This window comes from Streptomyces sp. M92 (assembly GCF_028473745.1).
Lineage (GTDB): Bacteria > Actinomycetota > Actinomycetes > Streptomycetales > Streptomycetaceae > Streptomyces.
Window position 1 is genome coordinate 5,514,323 of sequence record NZ_CP101137.1, and the last position, 20,165, is coordinate 5,534,487.

Sequence of the window (20,165 nt, forward strand, 5' to 3'; positions counted from 1 at the left end):
GATGGGCGAGTCCGCGGCGGGCGGCGGGAGCGAGGCGGCGTCGGCCGTCAGGTACGGCCTCTGCAACCCACTACGACCAAGGTCGCCGACAGCGGCCCCGTGGAGACGCGTAGGGCAGTGCCTCCCGCTTCCCTGGCTCATGGGAAGCTCACCGCATGACTTTCAGGCCCGTTCCCCGTGCACGTGTAATCGTGATGACCGTGCTCATCGCTCTTGGTTCACTGTCTCTGTCCGCCTGTGCCAACGAGGGGCCCGGGAGCGGAGGTAACACGAACTTCGTGGCTGGCCCGGATGGCATTGCGACCGCGGCCAAGGGGGAGCGGCAGCCTGTCGGCACGATCAAGGGCGAGACTCTGCAAGGTGAGCCGCTCGACATCGCAGACTTCCGAGGCGAGGTTGTCGTGATCAACGTCTGGGGTTCCTGGTGCCCGCCTTGCCGGGCCGAAGCCCCGTACCTCACCAAGGTTGCCAAGGAAATGAAGGGGAAGGGTGTCGCATTTGTCGGCATCAACACCCGGGACAGCGGGAAGACCGCACCAAAGGCATTCGAAGAGAATTTCAGCATCTCATATCCGAGCCTGTATGACCCGAAAGGGAAGACCATTCTTTCGGGTTTCCCCAGGGGTACGGTTAGCCTTAAGGGACTTCCGGCAACAATTGTCTTGGATCGAAGCGAAAATATAGCGGCCAGGGCGTTCGGTGGAGTCGATGACGTCGCCCTACATAAGATGATCGATCCTCTGCTTGAGGAGAAGTAGAATCGTCGACCCCCTCTCCGAGCACGGCTGCGGCCTGTGCCGGTCGGGGGCTCTGTGCCGGCTCGGCAGCCAGCGCTGACGGCTGCCCCGCCCTGCGTGCGTGGGCGGCTTGGCAAAGCGCGCTACCGGTCAGGTGCCGCGCTGCCGCGCCGACCCTGCTCGAAGAAGGTGCCCTCCTTCCGCCTCTCGTAGGCGGGTTCGGCTCGCGCCATCCACGCGTCCACGTCGGCCGCCATCGAGGGGAACCTTTCCTTCATGGGCTCTGCCAGATCGGAGATCTCCTCCCAGGAGTCGGCCAGGTACGTCTCGTTCTCCAAGCCGATCGCGACAGCCACTCGGAATTGGTCGTCCGACATCAGCCACCGCTTCGCCACCTCGATCACGGCTGCCACGTCGTCGGGACGGAGGATCCACGACATGGACAGGAGTTGCTCGGAGATGTAGCCCGGGACGACGCCGGGTGCCCTGCGATCGACCAGGAAATCCATGACGTCTTCCACCTGCATGGATCACAACCTCCGGTACACGCGGTATTCATAGGGGGTCTGACCAGGATCGATCGCCCCGCCGTGGGGCAAGGCTTGATCAAGTGCCGAAGTCGTGTGGCTGGTCCGGGACATGACCGGTTGGGGGGCGCAGCGGAGCAGGTACGGACTTCGTGATCATTGGGGTGTCGAAGCTCGACGATCGCGAGGGGCCCATGCCTGCTGCATCTTTCCCCATTCCCGTCGTGTCGGGGTGCCCCCGAGATAAGCGTCAAAGCCGCCAGTAGTTGATCCTGAGGTTGTGGGGCGGGCCAGCCGTCACCTGTTTGGCCGAGTGTCGTGAGTGGTGATGTTGGCCGTCGTCTGCATCCGGGGTGGGACTGTGGCCTCGATCGAGCGGACCGCGTATCCGCGGTTCAAGCGGCTGATCACCACGCATGAGCTCATCTGTTCTTCACGCCGACTCGGGAGGAGGCGGCGTGGGCGGCCGAGCGGCTGGACTCGACTGAACATCAGCTCGAGCTGCTGCCGACACTGAAATCGTATCAGCGGATGGGGCGCTTCCAGAAGCCGAAGGAGTACCCGCAGATGGTGGTCGACTTCGTACGCCGCGCGGTCGAGTTGGAGGGCTGGTGAGAACCCTGTCACCAGCCGCAAACGGCGGTGTACTTCAGCGACGACGTCCCCGAGTCCGAGCGCCTCGGCCCTCTGCGCGGTGTCCGCACTCGGTTCCGAGCCGAGGTGATCGACCAGCACGACCTTCTGCAGAACCGGCTGCGCGACCTCACGGGCGCGTGCCGCGCTTCGATCCGGGCCACGTGTCGCGGTCCGTACCACTCACAGCAAACCGTCCTGGTCCGGGTCGAACGTCCTGATCGCCTTGCGGATGTCCCACACCGGGCACTGAGCCGGCGCGTACGAGCCCTGCGGGGTCCACGACAGTATCCCGACGGGAGGACCGCTCGGCTCCAGCCCTTCCGCGCGGATCTGTTTCGACGTGTACAGGTATGCGGGCAGCGTCTCGCTCGTGTACGACGGCAGCAGCGGCCCGGCTTGCCTCTGCCGGTATACCGGATCCCCGAACAGGTCCCAGCCCACAGGCTCCCGGGGCGGGCGGCGCGACGACACGGTCCCTACTTCGGGCACTGCGCGGCGTCCAAGTGGGCCAGCGCCAGCCGCAGCGAGAGAATCGCGGTGCCGAACGAGAGGTTGTCGATCCCGTGCGCGTACAGCTGGCCGGGGTGCACGACGAATGCCTCCGACACACGCCGAGCCATGCCCTCCTGCTCGTCCGGCGCGGTCGAGCACAGCAGGTCCTCCACTGCCAGTGTCAGGTCCGGTGTGCCGATGTCCGGCCATAGGTGGCGGTCGACGCGCAGGGCCGTGTGCTTGATGTCGGCGACCGCCTCAGCCAGTTCCTCGCGAGCTTCCTGATGGTTCATGGCGGCAGTCTGTCGCAGCGGCGAGGTCAGGTGAGGAGGAAACGAGGCAAGAAGCAGTCTGTCTTCCAGGCCCAGCCCTGCTGCTTCTGCTGCTGGCATGTGCGTTGCTCATCCTTCTCGACACGGGCGTCTCGATCAGCCCGTCGTCTGGGCCGGGTAGGTGCCCACCAAGCCGAGCCGACGACGTCCCCGAGACCGCGATCTCGGGAACGTCGTGCTGCAGGCTCGACGGTTCCCCGCCCTCGTACCGCCGCGGACGTCGAGCAGTCGGTGCTGAGCCGCACAGATCGGTGAGCCCCCTGCTTTCATCACCGCAGTCACCTCCGTAGGACGAGACTCGGTCGCCGCCGATGGCTCAGGGAGCCGAAGACGGAATAGCGCCCGCGCGGCTGACGAGACGGCGCAGATAACCTGCGCGAATGAAGCGGATACAGCGGGCCGCCGGCGCGGTCGTCGGCTCAGCGGTGGGTGACGCCCTGGGCGGCCCCTTCGAGTTCGGTCCCCCGGGAGCATTCTCCGCGCGGTTTCCCGCGCCTGGTGCCGGTGGCGAGATGAGCGGAGGCGGTGGCTGGGACCCCGGCGAGGCCACTGACGACACTCAGATGGCCGTCCTGGTCGCGGAGTCCCTGGTGGAGCGGGGCGGACTGGATCTGCCGGACATCTTCGCCCGCTTCCAGCGGTGGGCAGCAGCAGAGCCGAAGGACATCGGCCTGCAGACCGAAGACGTCCTGACCAATGGCATGCCCTGGGACCTCGCCGCCGCGATCCATTTCCAGGTCAACCAGCGAGCAGCCGGAAACGGCTCCTTGATGCGGGCATCGACCTCAGCGGTCCACTTCGCGGCCGCCGGCCAAGAAGCCACCATGGACGCGGCCCGCCGCATCGCTGCCCTCACCCACGGGGACCGCGCGGCCTGGGAAGGCACCGCGATCTTCCACGAACTCATCCGCGTCACGTTCGAGGACACCGACCCCCTCACCGCGCTTCCGGACGTACTGGCTCTTGTCCACGCCGACCACCGCGGCCGCTACGCCACGGTCCTCGCGCCCGACTGGCATCCCGATCAGGCCACCGAGTTCAACGGTGCCGTCTGGCCCTGCCTGGGCTCCGCCGTCTGGGCCCTGCGTACCACCACCAGCTTCGAAGACGCGATACGCGCGGCGATCGACCTCGGCGGCGACACGGACACCGTCGCCGCAGTGACCGGAGGCCTCGCGGGGGCGTACTACGGGCTGGATGCGATCCCCGCCCACTGGACCCGGCCGCTCCATGTCCTGCTCCCAGGATGCGACGGAAGAGTGCTGCACCTGCCAGACCTGCTGCACCTCACGCACCGACTCGGAGGCTGAACCGGTTCTTGCTCATCAACCGACCGATTGGTGTGCGAGATCAGCAAACGCCAGCGCACGACGGAATCGACGCCGGGTCATGCCCATAAACCCCGACCCTCCAGGTCAGCGGACTGATTGTCGCCGTTTGCGGCTGGTGACAGCCTTCTTACCGGCACCCCGATCTGGTCCGGCAGCAGTATGACCAGATCGTGAAGTACACCACCGCCCCGCGCCTGGGCACGGCGGAGGCCGAGCAGGTCCTGCGCCGCTTCACCCGCGGCGGGCCCAAGCACCCCACCTACCGCGCGATCGAGGAACTGGGCCGCGCGGTGCGGACGGCTTTTTCTGCGACTACCTCGCCGACGTCGAGCTGCGGCAGGAGATCCACGAGGGCTTGCAGGTCGTGGAGAACCGGAGCAGCGCGAACAAGGACCTCTTCTACGGCAAGGACGGCGACCTCGCCGGGCAGGACAAGGAATCCCAGCAGGCGTCCATGCTCGCCCTCCGCCTGCTCCGGTCCGCCCCGGTCCACGTCAACACGTTGCTGATGCAGCAGGTCCTCGCCGACCCGAAGTGGGCCGACACGCTCACCGATGCGGACCGGCGGGTGCTGTCGCCCCTGTTCTGGACGCACGTGAACCCGTAGGGCAGGTTCGATCTGGACATGAACAGCCGCCTCGCCCTGGGCCTGACTTGCCCCCAGGAGCGACGGTGCCCGGCCCGCGTACTTCTGAGGGCCGGGGCGCCACGGCATCCACCTGACCAGAACCGGGCGCACGGTGGAGGTGTGGCCGGGCGGGTGCGCCGCTGCGCTCGTGTCTTCCGGATCCGCTCCGCCGCCCCGCCCCTGACGGTGATCTCCCCGCGCTTGCCCTGCGGGTACAAGTCCTCGGATGAGGACGGCGTCAGCCGGGGAAACGGAAGCGGCAGCGCTTCAGAGCGCGGGGCCCTCGGCGGCGTTCAGCGTGTTCTCGATGAGGTCAGCGGCGCGCTGGGTGCCGCCCTCGGCCCGGACGGCGGCCTGCAACTGGTGGGACCGGTCGACGCGTTCCGGATCCGTGACCAGGTCGTTCAGCGCCGCGCGAAGGGTCTCGGCAATGGCGTCAGCGGTGTCCACACGGCGGGCGACGCCGAGTTCCACGAGCCGGTCGGCGTTCATGAACCGCTCGGCTCCCTGCGGCACGGCGATCACGGGAACGCCGGCGAGGAGCCCTTCGCCGCAGCCGCCCATGCCGGCGTGGGTGACGAAGGCGTCGGCCTGTTCCAGGATCGCCCGCTACGGGACCCAGGAGCGCACCTCGACGTTGGGCGGGATGGTGCCGAGGTCCTCGGGGTCGGTGTACTCGCCGATCTGGAGTACGACGTGCCAGCCGGGCAGGTCGCCGAAGGCGGCGATGCACTGGCGCTATAACGCGGGCTGGCGCGGGTACGCCGAGCCGAGCGAGACCAGCAGCACGTTGTCCGCCATCGCCGGGCGGGTCCAGCCGTCCGTGTCCGCTCGGGTGGCGAAGCAGGGGCCGACGAAGGTCACCGTGTCGGTGTCGACTCGATCGGCGTGCGGCTGCATCGCTCTCGGGAAGGGGGCGAGGGCTCGGGCGGGCCGGAGAACGTGTCCACGTCCGTGGTGGTCGCACCGCAGTCGGCGAGCCACCGTGCGAACCTGTCCCGGTACGCGTCGGCGTCCGGCAGCTTCCGCAGGTGAGCCGCGACTTCCTCCTGGTAGCCGTCCCAGCCGACGAACGTCGGGGACAGCTGCACGAAGGGACGGCACTGGGCTTCGGCGAGGGCGCGCGCGGCATAGGCGCCTATGGCGTAGAGGTACAGGTCGGCCGGATCGTCGTCGTAGACGGCGCGCAGTTGCGGAGCGCCTGGACGGCGTCGTCGAGGAAGAGGATCGCCGCTGCGATGGGATCGGCAGGCCAGCCGTTGTCCTCGACGGGCAACGTGGAGGTGCACGGCACCGGCTCCGCGCCGGCGGATTCGATCCGGTCGGCCACGAACGGGTCGTTGGCGTAGGTGACCCGGTGCCCGCGGTCCACCAGCTCACGGATGAGCGCGAGGCTGGGCAGGACATGGCTGACGATGGGGACGCCGACCGTCGCGATATGGGCGCGGGGACGGGACATGGGATCACTCGTTACTGGCGCGGGACGGGAGCGGTGGTGTGGCGAGGACGCGAGTCAGGGCTGGTCGATCTGCGCGGCGGCCTCCTCCAGGTCGGCGACGGTCCCCGACATGATCGTCCGTACATGCCTGGTGATGTGCTGCACGGGCCAGTCCCACCACGCCACGGCGAGGAGCCGGGCGATGTCCGCGGCGTCGTAGCGGGTGCGGATGAGCCGGGCGGGGTTGCCGCCGACGATGCCGTAGTCGGGGACGTCTCCGGTGACCACGGCGCCGGTGGCGATGATCGCGCCGTGGCCGATGCGTACACCGGGCATGACGGTGGCGCCGTGGCCGAACCACACGTCGTTGCCGACAACTGTGTCGCCCCGGCCGGGCAGGTCGGTGATCAGGTCGAAGTGCTCGGCCCAGGAGCCCTCCATCGTGGGGAACGGGAAGGTGGAAGGACCGTCCATGCGGTGGTTGGCGCCGTTCATGATGAACCGGGTGCCCGTCCCCAACGCGCAGTACTTGCCGATGACAAGCCGCTCGGGGCCGTAGTGGTACAGGACGTTGCGCGTCTCGAATGCGGTCGGGTCGTCCGGATCGTCGTAGTAGGTGAAGTCACCGACCTCGATCAGCGGCGACTTCACCAGCGGCTTGAGCAGGACCACGCGCGGGTGCTCGGGCATCGGGTGGAGCACGGTGGGGTCAGCGGGAACGGGCGGCATCGAGGAGGCGGTTCCTCTCTGGTGAACCTAGGGCGACAACTGTCGCGTTAAGATGCTGGCACAGCCCTGCCGCCTTGATCAACCGGATACTGATTACCGATGACAGACCCACTGGACGCGACGTCGGACCGCCGTCCGGGCGGTCGCACCGCCCGCATCCGCGCCCAGGTTCTCGATGCGGTGCGCGCCGAACTCGCTGAAGGCGGTCACGAAAGACTCACGATGGAGGGTGTCGCGACGCGCGCCGGAGTGCACCGCGCCACGGTCTACCGGCGCTGGCGCGATGTCGGCGGCCTGCTCGTCGACGTCATCGACGCCGCCGGCGAGATCGACTGGCAGCCGCCGGACACCGGCTCGCTGCGCGGCGATCTGACGGCCCTCAACCAGGAGATCCAGGAATCCCTGGTCGTACAGCCGTCGCTCGCCGTCGCCCTGATGGCCGCCTCGTTCCACTCCCAGCAGGCCGCGCGAGCCCAGACCCAGTTGTGGACGGACCGGTACGCCCAGTGCGAGATCCTCGTCGAGCGCGCCGTCGAGCGCGGTGAACTCCCCGCACAGCACACGGACGCGCGGAGCCTGCTGATCGCCGCCACGGCGCCGCTCTACCACCAGCTGGTGCTCCTGCGTACCGATCCGGACCCGCAACTGCCGAAACGGGCCGCGGAGGCGGCAGTTCTGGCGGCTGCCGCGGGTGCCTTCTCCGTCCGTCGGGAAGAGAGCGTGTGATCGAGGAGACAGGAAGCGAACGCAAGCGCAACCAAGAGCGCGGCTGAGGGCTCACCTACGACGGCGGGCAGCACCTGCGGCACCCGCACCCGCCCGGCCTGCCGCTGCCCAGGCCCTGACGGGCCCCGCGAGACCCACCCACGAGACCCACCCACGAAGCCCACCACGACCTGCACGACGCCGTGCGGGCCCTGCGGCGCCGGCGACCTGGCCGCGCGAGCGCGAGGAGGTGAGCCACCGGGCCCGGCGCCTGCTCGCCGACGAGACGCTCCTGGCGGTCGACGTGGAGACCACCGGGCTTCAGGACGCGTACGCGGTCCAGACACGCGTACGCGTGTCTGGACCGCCGCCGTCGAACGCCGCGGCAGCGTGGTCTTCGACGAGTACGTGCAGCCGAGCACCCCTAAGGAGCCGGCCGCTGTCGCGGTGCACGGCATCACGCCGGAGCGGGTTGCGTCGGCCCTGGGCTTCGCCGAGCCGCTGCCCGCGCTCACCGGGCTGTTCAACAAATGCTGTCTCATCATCCGCGGCGGCGACGTCGACCACGACCAACCAGGCCAGGCTCGGACACATGCGTTTCGTTGATCGCTTCCTTGGTCGGCACGACGCTCCGCCACCGGCAGCAGTTCTCCCGGAAGCCAGCGTTCACCCGCGAGGGAGCCTGCAGAGCAGGCCATGCAGTCCCGCACGATCAGTCGAACTGCGACCCTACCCCGGAGCCGGCGCGGGGGCCGCAGTTCAGGGCTCTGGACGGTCACCTGCTCGCGAGCGGTCACAGAGCAGGCGTCACTGACCGCGATAGACGGACCTTCGGGCCGCCGCTCGGTTGAGTGGTGCTTGGACCAGACCGACGACGGCGCCAACGACGCCCATCATCAGCGCACCCTGCCAGGGTGTGCTGATGTGGGGGCGGTGCTGGCGGCGGCCGCCGGTGAGAGGGCGTCCGAATGGCGTGCGACAGGTACGAGCGGCCGGGGAGCGTGTAACGACCCCGCGGCTACGTCATCGCCAGCCGCAGCGGCTCAGATCCTGGCGCCGATCAGGGCAGTAGTGCGGCGCCGGACTACGGCGTGCCGATCGCGGTGATGATTTGATCGTTGCCGTTCGCGTCGTCGTACACCCAGATGTTCAGATGCTCGCCTTCGGGAATGTCGAGGTCGTAGACCTTTGTGTCGACCGTCGCGCTCGTGCCGCCTGCTGAATAGGACCCCAGGGTCACCGCTTTGTCGACACTGGTCCGATATGTGATGCGCACGTAGAACGTGTCACCGTCGTTGCGTGTGTCGTAAATCCACAGCTTCTCGTCATATGGGTGGAACTCGACCTTGCCCAGGTACGGAGGAGCGGAACCTGGATTTGTGGACGTGCCACGCAGCTCCACTTTAGTGGCGTAACCGTTGGGGTCCCATTTGAAGTACGTGTTGTCGATCGGATCAGTGAGCGTGCAGGGGCAGTTGTCCGTGTCTCGGTAAGACACCGTGTAACTCGGGTCCGGGTCGTAAGCGGTTGCTGGAGTGGTTGCCGCGGAGAGCAACGCCGACGTGAGTACTGCACCAGTTGCGAGTCCCGCCGTTCTGCTTGCTATGCGCATGAAGTGATGTGTCTCCTCTACCAAAGCATGATCGAGTGGCTACATCAGGCGGGACATCGAAGCATGCCTGAAAGTTGTTTCTTTGCCAAAGATGGCTGGTTCGTGACTACCGCCCCGGAAAGGCTCGGAGGTCGCCGAACCCGCGGGCCTGAGGTCAGGCGGCGTCCAGGGCTTATTCACCACGACGAGGCGAAGTCAGTAATCCGCCGGCAGAGGCTGCTTCCCGAAGCGGGTTCTCGGCAGTACTCACCCATGGACCTGGCCTCCGGCGTGAGCATCGGAAGCCGACGGCGGTCTCACGCTGCCGTGGTGCGTTCTCGGCCACGGAACGGCGTTCCCAGTGCGCGACGGTCAGCACGCCCAGCAGCGGCCCCCACAGGGGCAGCGGCGCGTAGCAGAAACAGAACCAGGCGGCTTCCCAGTCACCGGCTTGGCTCGGATGGTCGGCCGGCAGGTCGCCACCTCGGATCGTGGTACCCCTGACCTCGGAGGCGATGGCCAGACACGACTTCGACCGGCCTCTGTGACACTCTGTGAAGCATGGGGTGGACTTTCAAGCTGCACGGTGGTGTGGCGGCCGGGCTGGGCGCCATGCTCTTGTTGCTGGCCACGCTCACGTGGCTGCCCGGGGCTTTGCCGCTCACAGGCGTGAGATGGTTGGCGGCCGCGATACTCGTATCGCTCTTCTTGACCTTTGAATCTGCTCTGGTGCGACTGATCCTGACGGGTGCGGACAAACATGCGATTTGGCTGGCCTTCCGGTGCCTGCCCGGCAAGGTGCAGATGACACTCGGAGCGTTGGCCCTGTGGGGTGTGGTGCTGTTGGTCTTCAGCATGGCAACGGAAGGGAACCTGCAGTCGGCCGAGGTCAGGGATGGCCGTTATGTCGCGTTCGACACGACGCCCCATGCGCGCGGCACGGTCGAGATCTCCCAGAGCCGCTACCAGGACGTCCTGGAGAGCGATCAGCGCACCGTGCTTGCCATCCCAGGCGTGCTCTTCCTCGGCGCTGCCTACGCTGTTCTGGCAACCGGAGAACTACGCCGAGCAGATGGCGCTGCCCCAACCTCACGTATGAGCTCCCCCCTGTAGGCGTGGCCTCGTCAGGGCGAGGCCGGTGCCAGCAAGGCATCCGTCGATGAGGTCAGGCCGGTACTGGACTTGGCGCAGCCCCTGCCGGAGGGCGCGCATCAGGTGGGCGAGGTCGGTGAAGCCGGTGTTGGCCTGGCAGCGCCTGCGGAGCAGGGACCGGATTCCGTCGGCCGGACTGCGCTGCGGCGCGTACGGAGGCAGGTGGTAGACGGTGACCCAGTCCTGGGCGTCGATGAACGCGCGTAAGCGGCGGTCGCGGTGGACATTGCAATTGTCCCAGACCAGGACGATCGGCCTGCCTAGCCGCTGGTGGGCCGCGATGAGCAGATTGCGGTAGTGGGTCCACGCGAAGCTGCGTCGTCCGCCCGCCTTGTGGTCCGGGTGGACCGTGGGCCGGTAGACGAGCCGCGAGCGCGCGCCGGGTTTGTAGCAGGCCAGGGCAGCGATCGGGATCCGGCTCTGGGAGCGGCCCCTCACCGTGTCGACCGGGATGTCACCACAGCGGGACCGTGTACGGGCGGTCGGCGGCGTCATCGAGAAGCCGGCCGGTCTCGTCCTCAAAGACAAGGTAGGCGTCGAGCGCCGCCGCGGTGCTTCCACGTGCCGGAAGGTCTCCTTCACCCACCCGCCCACAGCTACGCCGTCCCGCTCGGTCGCTCGTCGGGCCGGGACCTGGTGACTCCAGCCGTGGCGACGCAGCGTTTGGGCGATACCCGGGAGCGTGAACGACGTGTGGAACCGCCGCCCGATCAAGGTCTTGATCCTGGCCAGCGTCCAGGTCTGGTCCGGCCAGCCGTGCGCGACCGGTCCCTTGTCCAGCTCCTGCTCCAGTACGGCGAACAGCACCTCGCTCAGCTTGGGCAGCGACACCGGTCCCACTGACCGAAGACCGTCCGTGCCGGCCTCCCGCCCGGCCCGGCGCCACCGCTGGACCGAACGCACGCTCACCGGTAAGTCCTTGGCGACCTCCGCGTTGGTGGCGCCGGCACCGAACCGTTCGGCGGTCTCCATCTGGATCCGCTCACGAAACGCCTGCCGTTCAGGGCCAGTCCGCCACCCTGCGGATACCTCATACAAAGCGCATACCGCGACGATCATGTCCCGTCAGCCCTCGACGACAACACGCCTCCAAAGTCAGTAGCGGTCGCGGCTGACGCGGCACCGCGTCACCGAGCGGGTTCCAGCATCGCCGTCCGTGGGCCGGGGAGTTCGCCGGTTCGGAGGGCTGCGTAGTCGGCGTGGGCCTGGGCGACGGCTTCGGGGTACGCCTCACGCTTGGCGTGTTCCGCGAGCGCCCAGTAGATGCTGGCGACCGAAGGGTTCTGTCCCTTGCGTTTGCCCGTGGGGATGATCAGGTCGGGCTGCATCTGCTCGACGGACTCGCCGTCGCCCTGCGGCGCAACACAGTGTGGAGCATGTCGTCGGTGATGGCCGGGGGCCGGCCGCCGTGCTTGCCCTTGCGGAGGCGGTGTCGAGCCCTTCCGGCGTCGACCCGCGGGTGTTCTCCCACTCGGGCACCGCCATCGCGGCGCAGAGTGCGAACGGCAGCTTGCCTGGTCCGGTGGGATCGTGGAGGCCGGGCAGGGGCCCGGCGAGCATCATCCAGGATGAGGCCGTGGGTGGTGAGGTGGTCGGCGAGTGCGGTGAGTTCGGCGGCGTCGGGGCCGAGTCGCTTCATCTCGTACACCGTCAGGATGACCCGACAGTGCGGGGCGTGCGCCTTGATCGTGCGGTCCGCAGCGCCTCCTCGAACTGGGGACGCACCCGCACGCGGCTTGCCCAGGCCGGTTCCCCACCAGTCGAACCACGGCCGGAACCGGAAACCGGCCGCCCGGGCGAACGGGATCAGCGCCAGGGCCTGGACGGCGATGCCCGCGGTCGTTCCGATCCCCAGCAGCCGCACCTGGGCGGCGGTGATGTCCTCCACCCGGTCGGGAACCGTCATCAGCCCAGCCCCAGACAGGCGGCGAACATGCCGACAGGACCCCGGCAGTTCCGCGACGTACTCGTTACTCGTCAGCCGCTCCAGTGCTCTGCAGCCGACCGGGCGCTGAGGGTGTGGGGGCGTGGGGGTGTGGTCGGGGCTGCGCTCCATGCTCGGTGGTCATGTTGTCGTACTGGATGGTCAGGCTGTGGACTATGCTGTGGGGATGACTACCGGGACGGCATCGCGCCACACACGGATTGGTGACCCGGTGCTCTTCTGAGCGCCGTACGGGCCGATGCGGCCCCGCTGCCCGATCGCGGATCCCGCGCCGCTGCGCGGGCTCCGCCTCCGTCGTGTTGATCACAGGCTCGCCACATCAACCACGACAGGAAAATTCATGCACACCAAGACGTTGCGGATTCCCACCGCGGACGGGCAGGCCGATGCCTTCGCCGCCTTCCCCGACCGCGGCGAGCGGCACCGGGGGGTGCTGATGTACGCGGACGGCTTCGGCATCCGGCCCGTGCTGCGGGAGATGGCCCGCGAACTGGCCGGGCACGGGTACTACGTACTCGTCCCCAACTTCTTCTACCGGCACGGCCCGGCACCGGTGGTCGAGCTTCCCGAGCACATCGGAGAAGCGGCCCGACCCGCGGTCTTCGCCCAGCTGATGCCCTTGATCGAGGCGCACACCGCCGAACGTGTTCTGAGCGACGCCGAGGCCTTTCTCAGGTTCCTCACCAGCCAACCCGAGGTCAGCGCCGGTCCGGTCGCGGTGACCGGCTACTGCATCGGCGGCCTCCTGGCGATGCGCACCGCCGCGGCCCACTCCGGCCAGATCGCGGCTGTCGCCGCGTTCCACGGCCCCGTGGGCGTCGACGGGCCCGAACTCTTCTCCAAGCTCACCGCCCAGGTCCACCTCGGTCACGCCGAAGGCGACCTGACACCCGAGGCCCTCGGCAAGCTCAACCAGGCCCTGGACGCCGCAGGTGTCAGCTACACCTCCGAGATCTACCCCGGCACCGTCCACGGCTTCACCATGTCCGACACCGACGCTTTCAGCGCCTCCGGGCTGAAGCGCCACTGGGACCGACTGCTGCCTCTCTTGGACCGCACCCTGCGCAACGGCTGAGAGGCCGTTCTCTTCCGCACCTCGCGTGACGTCTTCCGCTGGTCGAGCATGAAGCAGCTACTGCGGCGGGAGTCTCGTCCCGCTGCCGCGCGAGATGTCGTGGGGTGGCGGATGCCGTCGATGCGGGCGGTTCCCGGAAGCGCGGCAGAAGGCCGCAGCCGCGCAGGTGCAGCGACTCGAAGCCGAGTTGGAACGGGTGCGGGCGGTTCTGGCGGACGCGGAAGAGGTGCGCCGACGCCGAGTGATCGCTGGAGCAGTATCTGGAGGCGCTCTCCGAGGAGGAGGCACACGTCGACGTGACCGGTGAGGTGTCGGGGCGGGGGCCGGTCGGACCGCGCCGGTCGGTGCCTCACCGGCGACACGCCAGTGAGGTGAAGGACTTGCCGCCGGACTGTCAGGCGTTGACGGCTGCTGCGGTCGACGCGGGAGGTGATGGGCTCGGTGCTCGGCGGGCGGCGGTGGTGCTGAGCTGGGACAGTGCGTCCGCCTTTCGCGTCGAAGGCGCCAGAGCACGGCTGGAACGGCTGGTGGAGCGGGGCTGGCTGATGGAGGGGAAGCCGGGCAGGTTCACGCTGCCCGCCCGCATCGGATCAGGGCCCTGGCGCCGGGCGGCCAGGCGGCGGCTCATGAGCATGGTCATCGACCACAGGAGGCGGCTTCGCCGGTGCCGGTGCGGCGTTCGCAGTCCCGGACCAGGCGTCGGCTGTGCAGGCACCGGGCGAACGGCCGTTCCCCGACCCAGCGACGGGGCAGGACCCGAAAGCCACGGGTGCCATCGCTGCGGCAAACGATGTCGTCCAGCTCGACGTCGAGGACTTCGAACTCGCGCACCGCCTGATCCACCTGCGGGCGGAGATCACCGAGTCCCAGTGAGCCCGAAAGTGGCCCTCGGTACCAGGTCGTCCCAGCTCTTCGTGGCGTACCTCACCGAGCGCCGCGGGATGGTCGGTGCCGACCGACCGGTCGCTGTTCCGCTCCGTCTCGAACCACAAATACGGCGCCCCGCCGGGGCCTTGGATCTGGTGGAGAACGGTCGAGCGCATTACCCGCGACGCCGGCGCTGCCCCACTGTCCAACCACCCCTTGCGGCATCCGCGGCTGACCGACCTGGCCCGCGCCGACTGGACCATCGACCAGATCGCCCAGTACGCCGGCCACCGCGACCTGGCCGCTCTCATGCCGAAGGCGGGAAATCACCCGTGAGGGACGCGTACGGGTTCGAGAACGAGGTCAGGTCACTCACGCGGACCAGGCTGAGCCCGCTGGGTTCGGCCCCGGAGCCGGACAGGACCACTTCAGTGCCTTCGACGCGTCCCCGTGCGACCCAGTAACGGTTGTTGCTGTTGCGCCAGAGTTCGAACGTCGTGGGTTTCCCGTCCGTGGTGACAGTGACGGGTTCGGAGGCCGGCAGGCTGGCCGGGGGATCCTCGCCAGCGTGGCAGTAGTCCTCGAAAGCTCGCGCCAAGGCCTCGCCGGCCTCCGCATCGCCAAAGGAGGCGCTCAAGACCGTGACATGCTCGACCTCGGGGTCGAAGCACGGGGAGCCGAACCACAGGTACACATGTATCTCGCCGGTGACTCGGTTGTGGCCGTGCCCCGTGACCTGCCGGGACTCCGGCCAGTCGGCGTCGACGGCGAAGACACTGAAGCCTTCTGCCGAGCCAGGGGTGCCTTGATCGTTCATGGGATCTCCCGGGTGCTCATCCGTGATCAGGCATCCTGCCACCGCAAGAGAACCCACGAACGGCGTCGACACCGGATTCATCCGCGAACCGGCGGGCACCTTGAACTCCATGACGACTGGGGGGAAGTCCTACTACTACCTCACCGACGCCACCGGCAACGTCCTCGGCCTCGCCGACGACGCGGGCAAGCGCACCCACAGCTACGCCTACGGCCCCACCGGCCTGCCGCGCACGACGCCGACGGAGGCTGTCCCCCAGCCGTACCGCTACGCGGGTGCGTACGTCGACCCGACGGGCCTGTACAAGATGGGCCACCGCTACTACGACCCCACCCTCGGCCGCTTCACCCAGCCCGACCCGAGCGGACAGGAAGACAATCCCTACCTGTACGCCGAAGGCGACCCCGTCAACCGAACCGACCCCACCGGGCTCTTCAGCTTTGATGAGTTCCTCGACACGGGCAGTAGTTTTTCGGAGCACTGAGTGGTTGCTACTCGGGTATTCAGGCAGCTGCACAGTCGGGCTTCATAACCGCAGGCACCGTCCTGGGGGCGGCGTGGGGGGCGTCGCAGCAGGAGCGGTTGGCTGCGTCACGGGGGGAGCCATCGGGTATTTCGGTGGGGAATTGATCGTGTAAGCACAGGCTGGCGTGTGAGCGGTCATTTCAAGTGTGCCGCATCGTGTCACCAGGGCGACTGGTGACACGATGCGGCAGTCGCATACTCGAAGATTGAATTTTGGGCATATCGCTGAAGGATGGGAAAGTATTTGTGAGTATGAAGGTGAAGTTTCAGATATTCATTGCAGTGGGCTATGTGGCCAGCATCACCATGCTGGTGACTGGGTCCATGGCAGACGGAATCAATAAGGCGGTTGCGCTTACCCTCGGAGTCGTCGGCGCCGCCGCGTCGGTCGTGCTGACCTTCATCACGTGGCGCGCCTCGAGGAAAGGGAAATCTCTGTAGGAGAGAGTGGGAACCGGGCTCGGGTCCTGGCGGCGCGGGCCAGGCAGGCCATCTCGACCATTTCATCCGCCCGGCCCACCGGCCAGGAAGCCAACCCCTACCCCTACGCTGCGGAGGGTTGCGTCAACCGGGGGAATCGGTCGTCGGACAGGCTTCGGTCGGCCTGCTGATGACGGGCCTTGACCTCTGATGTTGGACACACGAGACACTGGTTCCTGAGGATCTGAGAACGGCATCTCGTGTGTCCAGGAGCAAGGGTCGAGGCTCACCCTCTATCCGCCGGTCCAAGAAGGGCGCCCCGGCGAGCGCGGTCGTCGCCGCCCTCGCCGACCCGGTCTTCACCGCCGCCGCCGAAGCCACGGTGTCGGCGTGCACGTGAGCGTACCCAATCACGTACGGATGAGGGACTGTAAGTTGCCAGGGCCTTGACCAGTTGCTCCCGCGCGATCACTCCCGGTCCAGCTCGATCTTCGCAGCCTCCAACACCTCGGCCAACCGAGCGACTTCTTCCCGCAAGCCCTCCACCCGACGCGGGCAGCCGCCTCCCGCTCTTCCGGCATCCCCGGCACCGACGCCACCGCGCACCCATCGGCCATGAAGCCAGCGGGAGTCAAGGGATCACGTTCGGTTGGGGACAGGGCTTCCCAGCCTTTTGCTCTGCTTGGCCTTTGCCTTGACCGCCCGTGGAAACCGTGGGTGTGGATGGGGGAGGCGACAGCGAGGTCAGGCCGTCGGTAGGCGCAGTGAGCGCAGCCGTTCGGCGACGGCGAACGAGTCGAGTCGCAGGGCGGTGATGTCGGCGATCAGGTCCCGCCAGGCCTCGAACTTGGTGTTCACCCGCTCCCCGTGCATTCCGAGGTACGCCACGGCCACGCCGAAGCCGTACAGCTCGTTGCGGGCGGGCAGCGGCCGGAGCACGACGCACTCCTCCAGCATTACTGCCGCACGCCAGAAGGCGTCCGGGTGGTGCTGGTCGTGACGGGGCGGGTCGACCTTGTGCCGGGCGGCCAGGCCGACGAAGACGGAGTAGTCGTTGACGGCGAGATCGTCCAGCAGCTCAGCCTGGCGTTCCAGGAACCACCGGTAGTCGACGTAGTACTCGGCAGGCACAGGTCAGGCCGCCCGCGGGGCGGTCCGGGCCGGCGCAGAGCCACCGTACTCGGCGTCGAACGCAGCGGCCGTTTCCGGGTCGCCGGTGACCTGCCGGAAGATCTCCGCGCCCTCGGCCAGCGCGCGCTCGCGCCGCTTCTCCTCGGCGACCTGCGCGAGGTAGGCGTCCAGCGGCAGTCCCGCGGCGTCGGCCAGGGCCCGCAGCGCGTCCGCGGTGGTGTCGTCGATCTCGATGCCAGCCATGCGTCGAGTAAGCCGCGTGAGACCACGCCCAGGCCAGCCACCTGAGGATACTGCTCTGACCAGCGGGTTCCTGATCGCTTCCATCACTTCCGCCGGCCGGGTGCCCCCTGGCACTCGGGCCAGCCGTGACGCTGACCGACCACTTGGTGTCAGCAGTGAGGGCCCGAGGTCGTGAAGGTGCGGTCGGGCTGTCGAGCAGAGGGCCTGGGTCCTGCGGAACGCCCGGGCACCTGTGCTGGTACACGGCGGCCGGCGACCTGGCGAAGGTCACCGACCCCCGCGGCGCCGTCACCGAGTCGGCCAGGGCTAGGCTCGGGGGCGGACACCGTTACCGACGAGGGGGTTTCGAGGTATGAGCGGGAGAGTTACGGCGGTCAGCAGCAACGGGGAGTACTCGTTCACCAAGCCGAACCGGGACAGTGTCAGACTGCTCGCCGGGCTCGGCGTGGAGGGGGACGTACACGCCGGTGTGACGGTCAAGCACCGCTCGCGCGTCGCGCAGGACCCCACCCAGCCGAATCTGCGCCAGGTCCACCTCATTCACGAAGAGCTCTTCGACGAGGTCGGCGACGAAGGATTCAAAGTGGCGCCCGGAGAACTCGGCGAGAACATCACCACGCGCGGCATCGACCTGCTCGGCCTGCCCGTCGGCACACTGCTGCGCGTCGGCGACTCCGCGGTCCTGGAAGTCACCGGCCTCCGCAATCCCTGCCTGCAGATCGACACCTTCCAGGACGGGCTGCTGAAGCGGGTCGTCAGCCGCGACGAGGCCGGGAACATCGTACGCAAAGCCGGAATCATGAGCGTCGTGAAGGAAAGCGGAGTGGTGCGCCCCGGCGACGATGTCGCGATCGAACTTCCCAGCGGTCCGCACCGACCCCTGGACCGGGTCTGATCAGCTCGCCGGGGTTGGATCCGTGTCCCGAACCTGTCGGCAAGCAGCCGTCGAGCGGAGAAGGCCTCCTCACCGCATGCTGTCTCCTGCTTCTCGTACTGATGGCGGACGCGGCGGCAGGGCTCATGGTCGTCATCGTGCTCGCCGTACGAGGAGGGGGCCGGAAGGACGCGTGCCCCGACTCCCCAAGACGCGTGCCAGAACCGAGAAGCGGAAGCGCCCCGCCTGCGGGCTACACAGGGGCGCGCCATTCCCCTTCGAGGCTGCTGAAGAGCATGGAGTCTCGCCAACCGTCACGGAGCAGCGCCGTGTGGCGCAGGTGTCCCTCAAGCGTCATACCGATCTTGGACAGCACTCGGCAGGAGCCGTGATTCCGCGGGTCACAGGTCGCATAGACCCGATGAAGCCCCAGCTCGTCGAACCCGTAGGCGAGCAGCTGCCGACCGATTTCCGTGCCGATGCCCTGCCCCCACACTCGGGGATGTACGACGTACGAGATCTCGCCCTGGCGCTGCTTATGGCTGCGGACGTGCAGTTCACCCATGCCCACCACATCCCGTTCGACGCGAGCGACGAACGGGAACCGGCGCTGAGGGGTGTCCGACCAGGCCGTGACCGCGGAAAACACGAACTCCTGGGTCTGGACTTCTGTGTTCGGCCCCCAGGACTGATAGCGGCACACCCGTGGCAGAGACGCCCACGAGTGGACGGCTGGCCAGTCGTCCACAACGATCTCGCCCAGAGTCACCGATGGCCTACCCATATGACGATCATGAACGCACCTTCGCGCGGAGGGCAAGACCGAGGGCTACGAGGGGGAGACGGCCGCACGACGCGTCGTTACGGGAGCTGGGCCGTCGGCACCCGCCGGTCAGACCTGGTCGAGAGGCTCGGCCGCGTAGGTTCCGTCCTCAAGCTGCACGTCCGTCAGTTCGTAGAGGCGCTGGCGCTGTGAATCCAAGGAGTGATCTTGGTTCCGGTCGGCCGGGTGGTCTCGTACCGCACTGGCGCGCCACCGACGTCCTCGGTGCGCAGCAGGGTGAAGCGGCGGACGCGGGCCGGCTCCGCGGGAGTGGCCCGGCTCCGTCGGTACAGCACTCTGCCCACGGCGGCAGCGGCCAGGAGTACGGCGAGCAGCCACTGGCCCAGGGCCGTGCCGAGAAGGTCCAGGCCCCGGTCGAGGGCGAGGGAGACGAGGGCGGGCATGGCGGCATCACTCCTGCAAGGCGGTTGTCATGGCCCGCCGGGGTGACGGGCCGCGCCGACTGTGCGGGAGCGGGGGGAGTTAGACGGGCATCCCCCCTTCGACCTGCCTCATTTGTCCCGCTGACGCTCGCTGCCGGTGTCGGGCCCTGCGTGGACGCCGCCCTCGTCGAGCGTGATCAGCGGTACGTAGTCGGCGGCGTCCCATCCGGGTGGTACGGCGAAGGCGGACGGCGCCTCCCCGCTCCATGGGGGGGCGGCTCCGGTGACGCGGGGGCCGCTGTGTGCCCGGTCTTCAGGGCGGAGAAGGCGGAGCGGAAGACGGGGACGCTTTCACTGGTCATCTCGTAGGCGATGACCTTCTGCCAGCTCGTGATGTCCGGATCGTAGACCGGAGTGATGGGTGCGCTGACGCCCTCGGGCCACCAGCCCTCGCGCACGCCGCGCGGGACGGCCCGGGACAGGGCGACGGTCGGACCGTTGAGTTTGCCGAGAGCGGAGCGCAGTTGGTCCGCGTCGACATAACCGTCGCCGTCGACGACGATCATCTCGGCGAACCGGCGGGCGCCGGCGGTCAGCGAGCGCAGATAGCGCTTGGCGCGCTCGACGGTCCAGGCGGTGTCGACGGCGGCGACGGTCAGCTCCGCGTGGTGCTCTGCGGCGAGTGCGACGAGCTTCTCGGTGAAGTCCCGGTCCGCGCCCTCGATCGTGATCTCCCTCTGGTCGTCCAGTGGGCGCAGCGCCAC

At 68.1% G+C, this 20,165-nt stretch carries 26 protein-coding genes and 3 pseudogenes; 13 read left to right on the top strand and 16 right to left on the bottom strand.

The window, feature by feature from the left end; genetic code table 11:
• Positions 1 to 194 precede the first annotated feature (194 nt).
• Positions 195 to 758 (top strand): TlpA family protein disulfide reductase, encoded by a 564-nt coding sequence (locus M6G08_RS24800; protein WP_272589367.1) that lies wholly within the window; start codon positions 195 to 197, stop codon positions 756 to 758.
• A 122-nt stretch (positions 759 to 880) separates the two neighbouring features.
• Here M6G08_RS24800 and M6G08_RS24805 read toward each other — a convergent pair whose 3' ends face one another.
• The 3 genes from M6G08_RS24805 to M6G08_RS24815 all read right to left on the bottom strand — a co-directional run bounded on the left by M6G08_RS24805 (position 881) and on the right by M6G08_RS24815 (position 2,685).
• A complete protein-coding gene (locus M6G08_RS24805; RefSeq protein WP_272589368.1) occupies positions 881 to 1,264 on the bottom strand; it encodes a hypothetical protein in 384 nt (127 codons plus the stop codon).
• Positions 1,265 to 2,080: 816 nt separating this feature from the next.
• Entirely contained in the window at positions 2,081 to 2,371 is a 291-nt protein-coding gene (locus tag M6G08_RS24810; protein ID WP_272589369.1) for a hypothetical protein, read from the bottom strand.
• A gap of 5 nt (positions 2,372 to 2,376) precedes the next feature.
• Positions 2,377 to 2,685, bottom strand: a complete 309-nt coding sequence (locus M6G08_RS24815) for a hypothetical protein (protein ID WP_272589370.1) — start codon at positions 2,683 to 2,685, stop codon at positions 2,377 to 2,379.
• Between the two features lie 419 nt (positions 2,686 to 3,104).
• Here M6G08_RS24815 and M6G08_RS24820 point away from each other — a divergent pair, with 419 nt between their 5' ends.
• Entirely contained in the window at positions 3,105 to 4,034 is a 930-nt protein-coding gene (locus M6G08_RS24820; protein ID WP_272589371.1) for an ADP-ribosylglycohydrolase family protein, read from the top strand.
• Positions 4,035 to 4,225: 191 nt separating this feature from the next.
• Positions 4,226 to 4,662, top strand: a pseudogene (locus M6G08_RS24825) (Tn3 family transposase).
• A 288-nt stretch (positions 4,663 to 4,950) separates the two neighbouring features.
• On the opposite strand, the pseudogene M6G08_RS24830 reads toward M6G08_RS24825, so the two are convergent.
• Both M6G08_RS24830 and M6G08_RS24835 read right to left on the bottom strand, forming a co-directional pair.
• Positions 4,951 to 6,142: pseudogene (locus M6G08_RS24830) on the bottom strand (macrolide family glycosyltransferase).
• A gap of 54 nt (positions 6,143 to 6,196) precedes the next feature.
• On the bottom strand, positions 6,197 to 6,850 hold the full coding sequence (locus M6G08_RS24835; RefSeq protein WP_272589372.1) for a CatB-related O-acetyltransferase: 654 nt from the start codon (positions 6,848 to 6,850) through the stop codon (positions 6,197 to 6,199).
• Between the two features lie 99 nt (positions 6,851 to 6,949).
• On the opposite strand from M6G08_RS24835, the gene M6G08_RS24840 reads away from it, so the two are divergent.
• Together M6G08_RS24840 and M6G08_RS24845 are read left to right on the top strand one after the other, a co-directional pair.
• Complete coding sequence (locus tag M6G08_RS24840; protein ID WP_272589373.1) at positions 6,950 to 7,576, top strand: TetR/AcrR family transcriptional regulator; 627 nt, start codon at positions 6,950 to 6,952, stop codon at positions 7,574 to 7,576.
• 369 nt (positions 7,577 to 7,945) lie between these two features.
• Positions 7,946 to 8,161 carry a 3'-5' exonuclease family protein gene (locus M6G08_RS24845; protein ID WP_272589374.1) on the top strand — a complete coding sequence of 72 codons (216 nt, stop codon included), beginning with the start codon at positions 7,946 to 7,948 and terminating at the stop codon, positions 8,159 to 8,161.
• Between the two features lie 478 nt (positions 8,162 to 8,639).
• Here the strand turns inward: M6G08_RS24845 and M6G08_RS24850 are convergent, their stop codons facing one another.
• A complete protein-coding gene (locus M6G08_RS24850; RefSeq protein ID WP_272589375.1) occupies positions 8,640 to 9,167 on the bottom strand; it encodes a hypothetical protein in 528 nt (175 codons plus the stop codon).
• A 540-nt stretch (positions 9,168 to 9,707) separates the two neighbouring features.
• Here M6G08_RS24850 and M6G08_RS24855 point away from each other — a divergent pair.
• On the top strand, positions 9,708 to 10,259 hold the full coding sequence (locus M6G08_RS24855; protein ID WP_272589376.1) for a hypothetical protein: 552 nt from the start codon (positions 9,708 to 9,710) through the stop codon (positions 10,257 to 10,259).
• Here M6G08_RS24855 and M6G08_RS24860 read toward each other — a convergent pair.
• The 3 genes and pseudogenes from M6G08_RS24860 to M6G08_RS24870 form a co-directional block, all read right to left on the bottom strand.
• Positions 10,236 to 11,332, bottom strand: a protein-coding gene (locus M6G08_RS24860) for an IS630 family transposase (protein WP_443048923.1) whose coding sequence is annotated in 2 segments (ribosomal slippage) — positions 10,236 to 11,302 and positions 11,302 to 11,332 — 1,098 coding nt in all. Because the reading frame shifts where the segments join, the coding sequence is not laid out codon by codon here. The genes M6G08_RS24855 and M6G08_RS24860 overlap by 24 nt on opposite strands.
• Before the next feature lie 93 nt (positions 11,333 to 11,425).
• The gene (locus M6G08_RS24865) at positions 11,426 to 11,626 is read right to left on the bottom strand and encodes a hypothetical protein (protein WP_272589377.1); all 201 of its coding nucleotides are present in this window, start codon (positions 11,624 to 11,626) and stop codon (positions 11,426 to 11,428) included.
• 407 nt (positions 11,627 to 12,033) lie between these two features.
• A pseudogene (locus M6G08_RS24870) lies at positions 12,034 to 12,210 on the bottom strand (murein biosynthesis integral membrane protein MurJ); the annotation flags it as partial.
• A 373-nt stretch (positions 12,211 to 12,583) separates the two neighbouring features.
• On the opposite strand from M6G08_RS24870, the gene M6G08_RS24875 reads away from it, so the two are divergent.
• A complete protein-coding gene (locus M6G08_RS24875; protein WP_272589378.1) occupies positions 12,584 to 13,318 on the top strand; it encodes a dienelactone hydrolase family protein in 735 nt (244 codons plus the stop codon).
• A 394-nt stretch (positions 13,319 to 13,712) separates the two neighbouring features.
• On the opposite strand, the gene M6G08_RS35880 is transcribed toward M6G08_RS24875, so the two are convergent.
• The gene (locus M6G08_RS35880) at positions 13,713 to 13,958 is read right to left on the bottom strand and encodes a hypothetical protein (RefSeq protein ID WP_336299011.1); all 246 of its coding nucleotides are present in this window, start codon (positions 13,956 to 13,958) and stop codon (positions 13,713 to 13,715) included.
• Positions 13,959 to 14,023: 65 nt separating this feature from the next.
• Between M6G08_RS35880 and M6G08_RS24885 the strand changes: the two genes are divergently transcribed.
• Positions 14,024 to 14,191, top strand: coding sequence for a hypothetical protein (locus tag M6G08_RS24885; RefSeq protein WP_272589379.1), 168 nt, complete (start codon positions 14,024 to 14,026; stop codon positions 14,189 to 14,191).
• 75 nt (positions 14,192 to 14,266) lie between these two features.
• Positions 14,267 to 14,521 carry a site-specific integrase gene (locus M6G08_RS24890; protein ID WP_272589380.1) on the top strand — a complete coding sequence of 85 codons (255 nt, stop codon included), beginning with the start codon at positions 14,267 to 14,269 and terminating at the stop codon, positions 14,519 to 14,521.
• Here M6G08_RS24890 and M6G08_RS24895 read toward each other — a convergent pair.
• Complete coding sequence (locus tag M6G08_RS24895) at positions 14,493 to 15,113, bottom strand: hypothetical protein (protein ID WP_272589381.1); 621 nt, start codon at positions 15,111 to 15,113, stop codon at positions 14,493 to 14,495. The genes M6G08_RS24890 and M6G08_RS24895 overlap by 29 nt on opposite strands.
• On the opposite strand from M6G08_RS24895, the gene M6G08_RS24900 reads away from it, so the two are divergent.
• The 3 genes from M6G08_RS24900 to M6G08_RS24910 all read left to right on the top strand — a co-directional run bounded on the left by M6G08_RS24900 (position 15,112) and on the right by M6G08_RS24910 (position 16,347).
• Positions 15,112 to 15,486 (top strand): RHS repeat-associated core domain-containing protein, encoded by a 375-nt coding sequence (locus M6G08_RS24900; protein ID WP_443048924.1) that lies wholly within the window; start codon positions 15,112 to 15,114, stop codon positions 15,484 to 15,486. The two genes, M6G08_RS24895 and M6G08_RS24900, sit on opposite strands and share 2 nt — an antisense overlap.
• Before the next feature lie 287 nt (positions 15,487 to 15,773).
• On the top strand, positions 15,774 to 15,968 hold the full coding sequence (locus M6G08_RS24905) for a hypothetical protein (protein WP_272589382.1): 195 nt from the start codon (positions 15,774 to 15,776) through the stop codon (positions 15,966 to 15,968).
• Between the two features lie 241 nt (positions 15,969 to 16,209).
• The gene (locus M6G08_RS24910) at positions 16,210 to 16,347 is read left to right on the top strand and encodes a hypothetical protein (RefSeq protein WP_272589383.1); all 138 of its coding nucleotides are present in this window, start codon (positions 16,210 to 16,212) and stop codon (positions 16,345 to 16,347) included.
• 344 nt (positions 16,348 to 16,691) lie between these two features.
• Here M6G08_RS24910 and M6G08_RS24915 read toward each other — a convergent pair whose 3' ends face one another.
• Complete coding sequence (locus M6G08_RS24915) at positions 16,692 to 17,078, bottom strand: toxin Doc (RefSeq protein WP_272589384.1); 387 nt, start codon at positions 17,076 to 17,078, stop codon at positions 16,692 to 16,694.
• Positions 17,079 to 17,081: 3 nt separating this feature from the next.
• The gene (locus M6G08_RS24920) at positions 17,082 to 17,321 is read right to left on the bottom strand and encodes an antitoxin MazE7 (protein WP_073732278.1); all 240 of its coding nucleotides are present in this window, start codon (positions 17,319 to 17,321) and stop codon (positions 17,082 to 17,084) included.
• Between the two features lie 352 nt (positions 17,322 to 17,673).
• Here M6G08_RS24920 and M6G08_RS24925 point away from each other — a divergent pair, with 352 nt between their 5' ends.
• The gene (locus M6G08_RS24925) at positions 17,674 to 18,216 is read left to right on the top strand and encodes an MOSC domain-containing protein (protein WP_272589385.1); all 543 of its coding nucleotides are present in this window, start codon (positions 17,674 to 17,676) and stop codon (positions 18,214 to 18,216) included.
• A 232-nt stretch (positions 18,217 to 18,448) separates the two neighbouring features.
• On the opposite strand, the gene M6G08_RS24930 is transcribed toward M6G08_RS24925, so the two are convergent.
• The 3 genes from M6G08_RS24930 to M6G08_RS24940 form a co-directional block, all read right to left on the bottom strand.
• Positions 18,449 to 18,964 (bottom strand): GNAT family N-acetyltransferase, encoded by a 516-nt coding sequence (locus M6G08_RS24930; protein WP_272589386.1) that lies wholly within the window; start codon positions 18,962 to 18,964, stop codon positions 18,449 to 18,451.
• A 179-nt stretch (positions 18,965 to 19,143) separates the two neighbouring features.
• Positions 19,144 to 19,422: a hypothetical protein gene (locus M6G08_RS24935; protein ID WP_272589387.1), complete on the bottom strand. Its 279-nt coding sequence runs from the start codon at positions 19,420 to 19,422 to the stop codon at positions 19,144 to 19,146.
• Between the two features lie 176 nt (positions 19,423 to 19,598).
• Positions 19,599 to 20,165 (bottom strand): hypothetical protein, encoded by a 567-nt coding sequence (locus M6G08_RS24940; protein ID WP_272589388.1) that lies wholly within the window; start codon positions 20,163 to 20,165, stop codon positions 19,599 to 19,601.

Bases quoted from the DNA above. Each gene is read 5' to 3' on its own strand.
- M6G08_RS24855 (WP_272589376.1), top strand. From the start codon at position 9,708: ATGGGGTGGACTTTCAAGCTGCACGGTGGTGTGGCGGCCGGGCTGGGC.
- M6G08_RS24895 (WP_272589381.1), bottom strand. From the start codon at position 15,113: ATGGAGTTCAAGGTGCCCGCCGGTTCGCGGATGAATCCGGTGTCGACG.
- M6G08_RS24925 (WP_272589385.1), top strand. From the start codon at position 17,674: ATGAGCGGGAGAGTTACGGCGGTCAGCAGCAACGGGGAGTACTCGTTC.
- M6G08_RS35880 (WP_336299011.1), bottom strand. From the start codon at position 13,958: ATGACCATGCTCATGAGCCGCCGCCTGGCCGCCCGGCGCCAGGGCCCT.
- M6G08_RS24850 (WP_272589375.1), bottom strand. From the start codon at position 9,167: ATGCGCATAGCAAGCAGAACGGCGGGACTCGCAACTGGTGCAGTACTC.
- M6G08_RS24815 (WP_272589370.1), bottom strand. From the start codon at position 2,685: ATGAACCATCAGGAAGCTCGCGAGGAACTGGCTGAGGCGGTCGCCGAC.
- M6G08_RS24835 (WP_272589372.1), bottom strand. From the start codon at position 6,850: ATGCCGCCCGTTCCCGCTGACCCCACCGTGCTCCACCCGATGCCCGAG.
- M6G08_RS24805 (WP_272589368.1), bottom strand. From the start codon at position 1,264: ATGCAGGTGGAAGACGTCATGGATTTCCTGGTCGATCGCAGGGCACCC.
- M6G08_RS24900 (WP_443048924.1), top strand. From the start codon at position 15,112: ATGACGACTGGGGGGAAGTCCTACTACTACCTCACCGACGCCACCGGC.
- M6G08_RS24840 (WP_272589373.1), top strand. From the start codon at position 6,950: ATGACAGACCCACTGGACGCGACGTCGGACCGCCGTCCGGGCGGTCGC.
- M6G08_RS24820 (WP_272589371.1), top strand. From the start codon at position 3,105: ATGAAGCGGATACAGCGGGCCGCCGGCGCGGTCGTCGGCTCAGCGGTG.
- M6G08_RS24865 (WP_272589377.1), bottom strand. From the start codon at position 11,626: ATGCAGCCCGACCTGATCATCCCCACGGGCAAACGCAAGGGACAGAAC.
- M6G08_RS24935 (WP_272589387.1), bottom strand. From the start codon at position 19,422: ATGCCCGCCCTCGTCTCCCTCGCCCTCGACCGGGGCCTGGACCTTCTC.
- M6G08_RS24800 (WP_272589367.1), top strand. From the start codon at position 195: ATGACCGTGCTCATCGCTCTTGGTTCACTGTCTCTGTCCGCCTGTGCC.
- M6G08_RS24920 (WP_073732278.1), bottom strand. From the start codon at position 17,321: ATGGCTGGCATCGAGATCGACGACACCACCGCGGACGCGCTGCGGGCC.
- M6G08_RS24875 (WP_272589378.1), top strand. From the start codon at position 12,584: ATGCACACCAAGACGTTGCGGATTCCCACCGCGGACGGGCAGGCCGAT.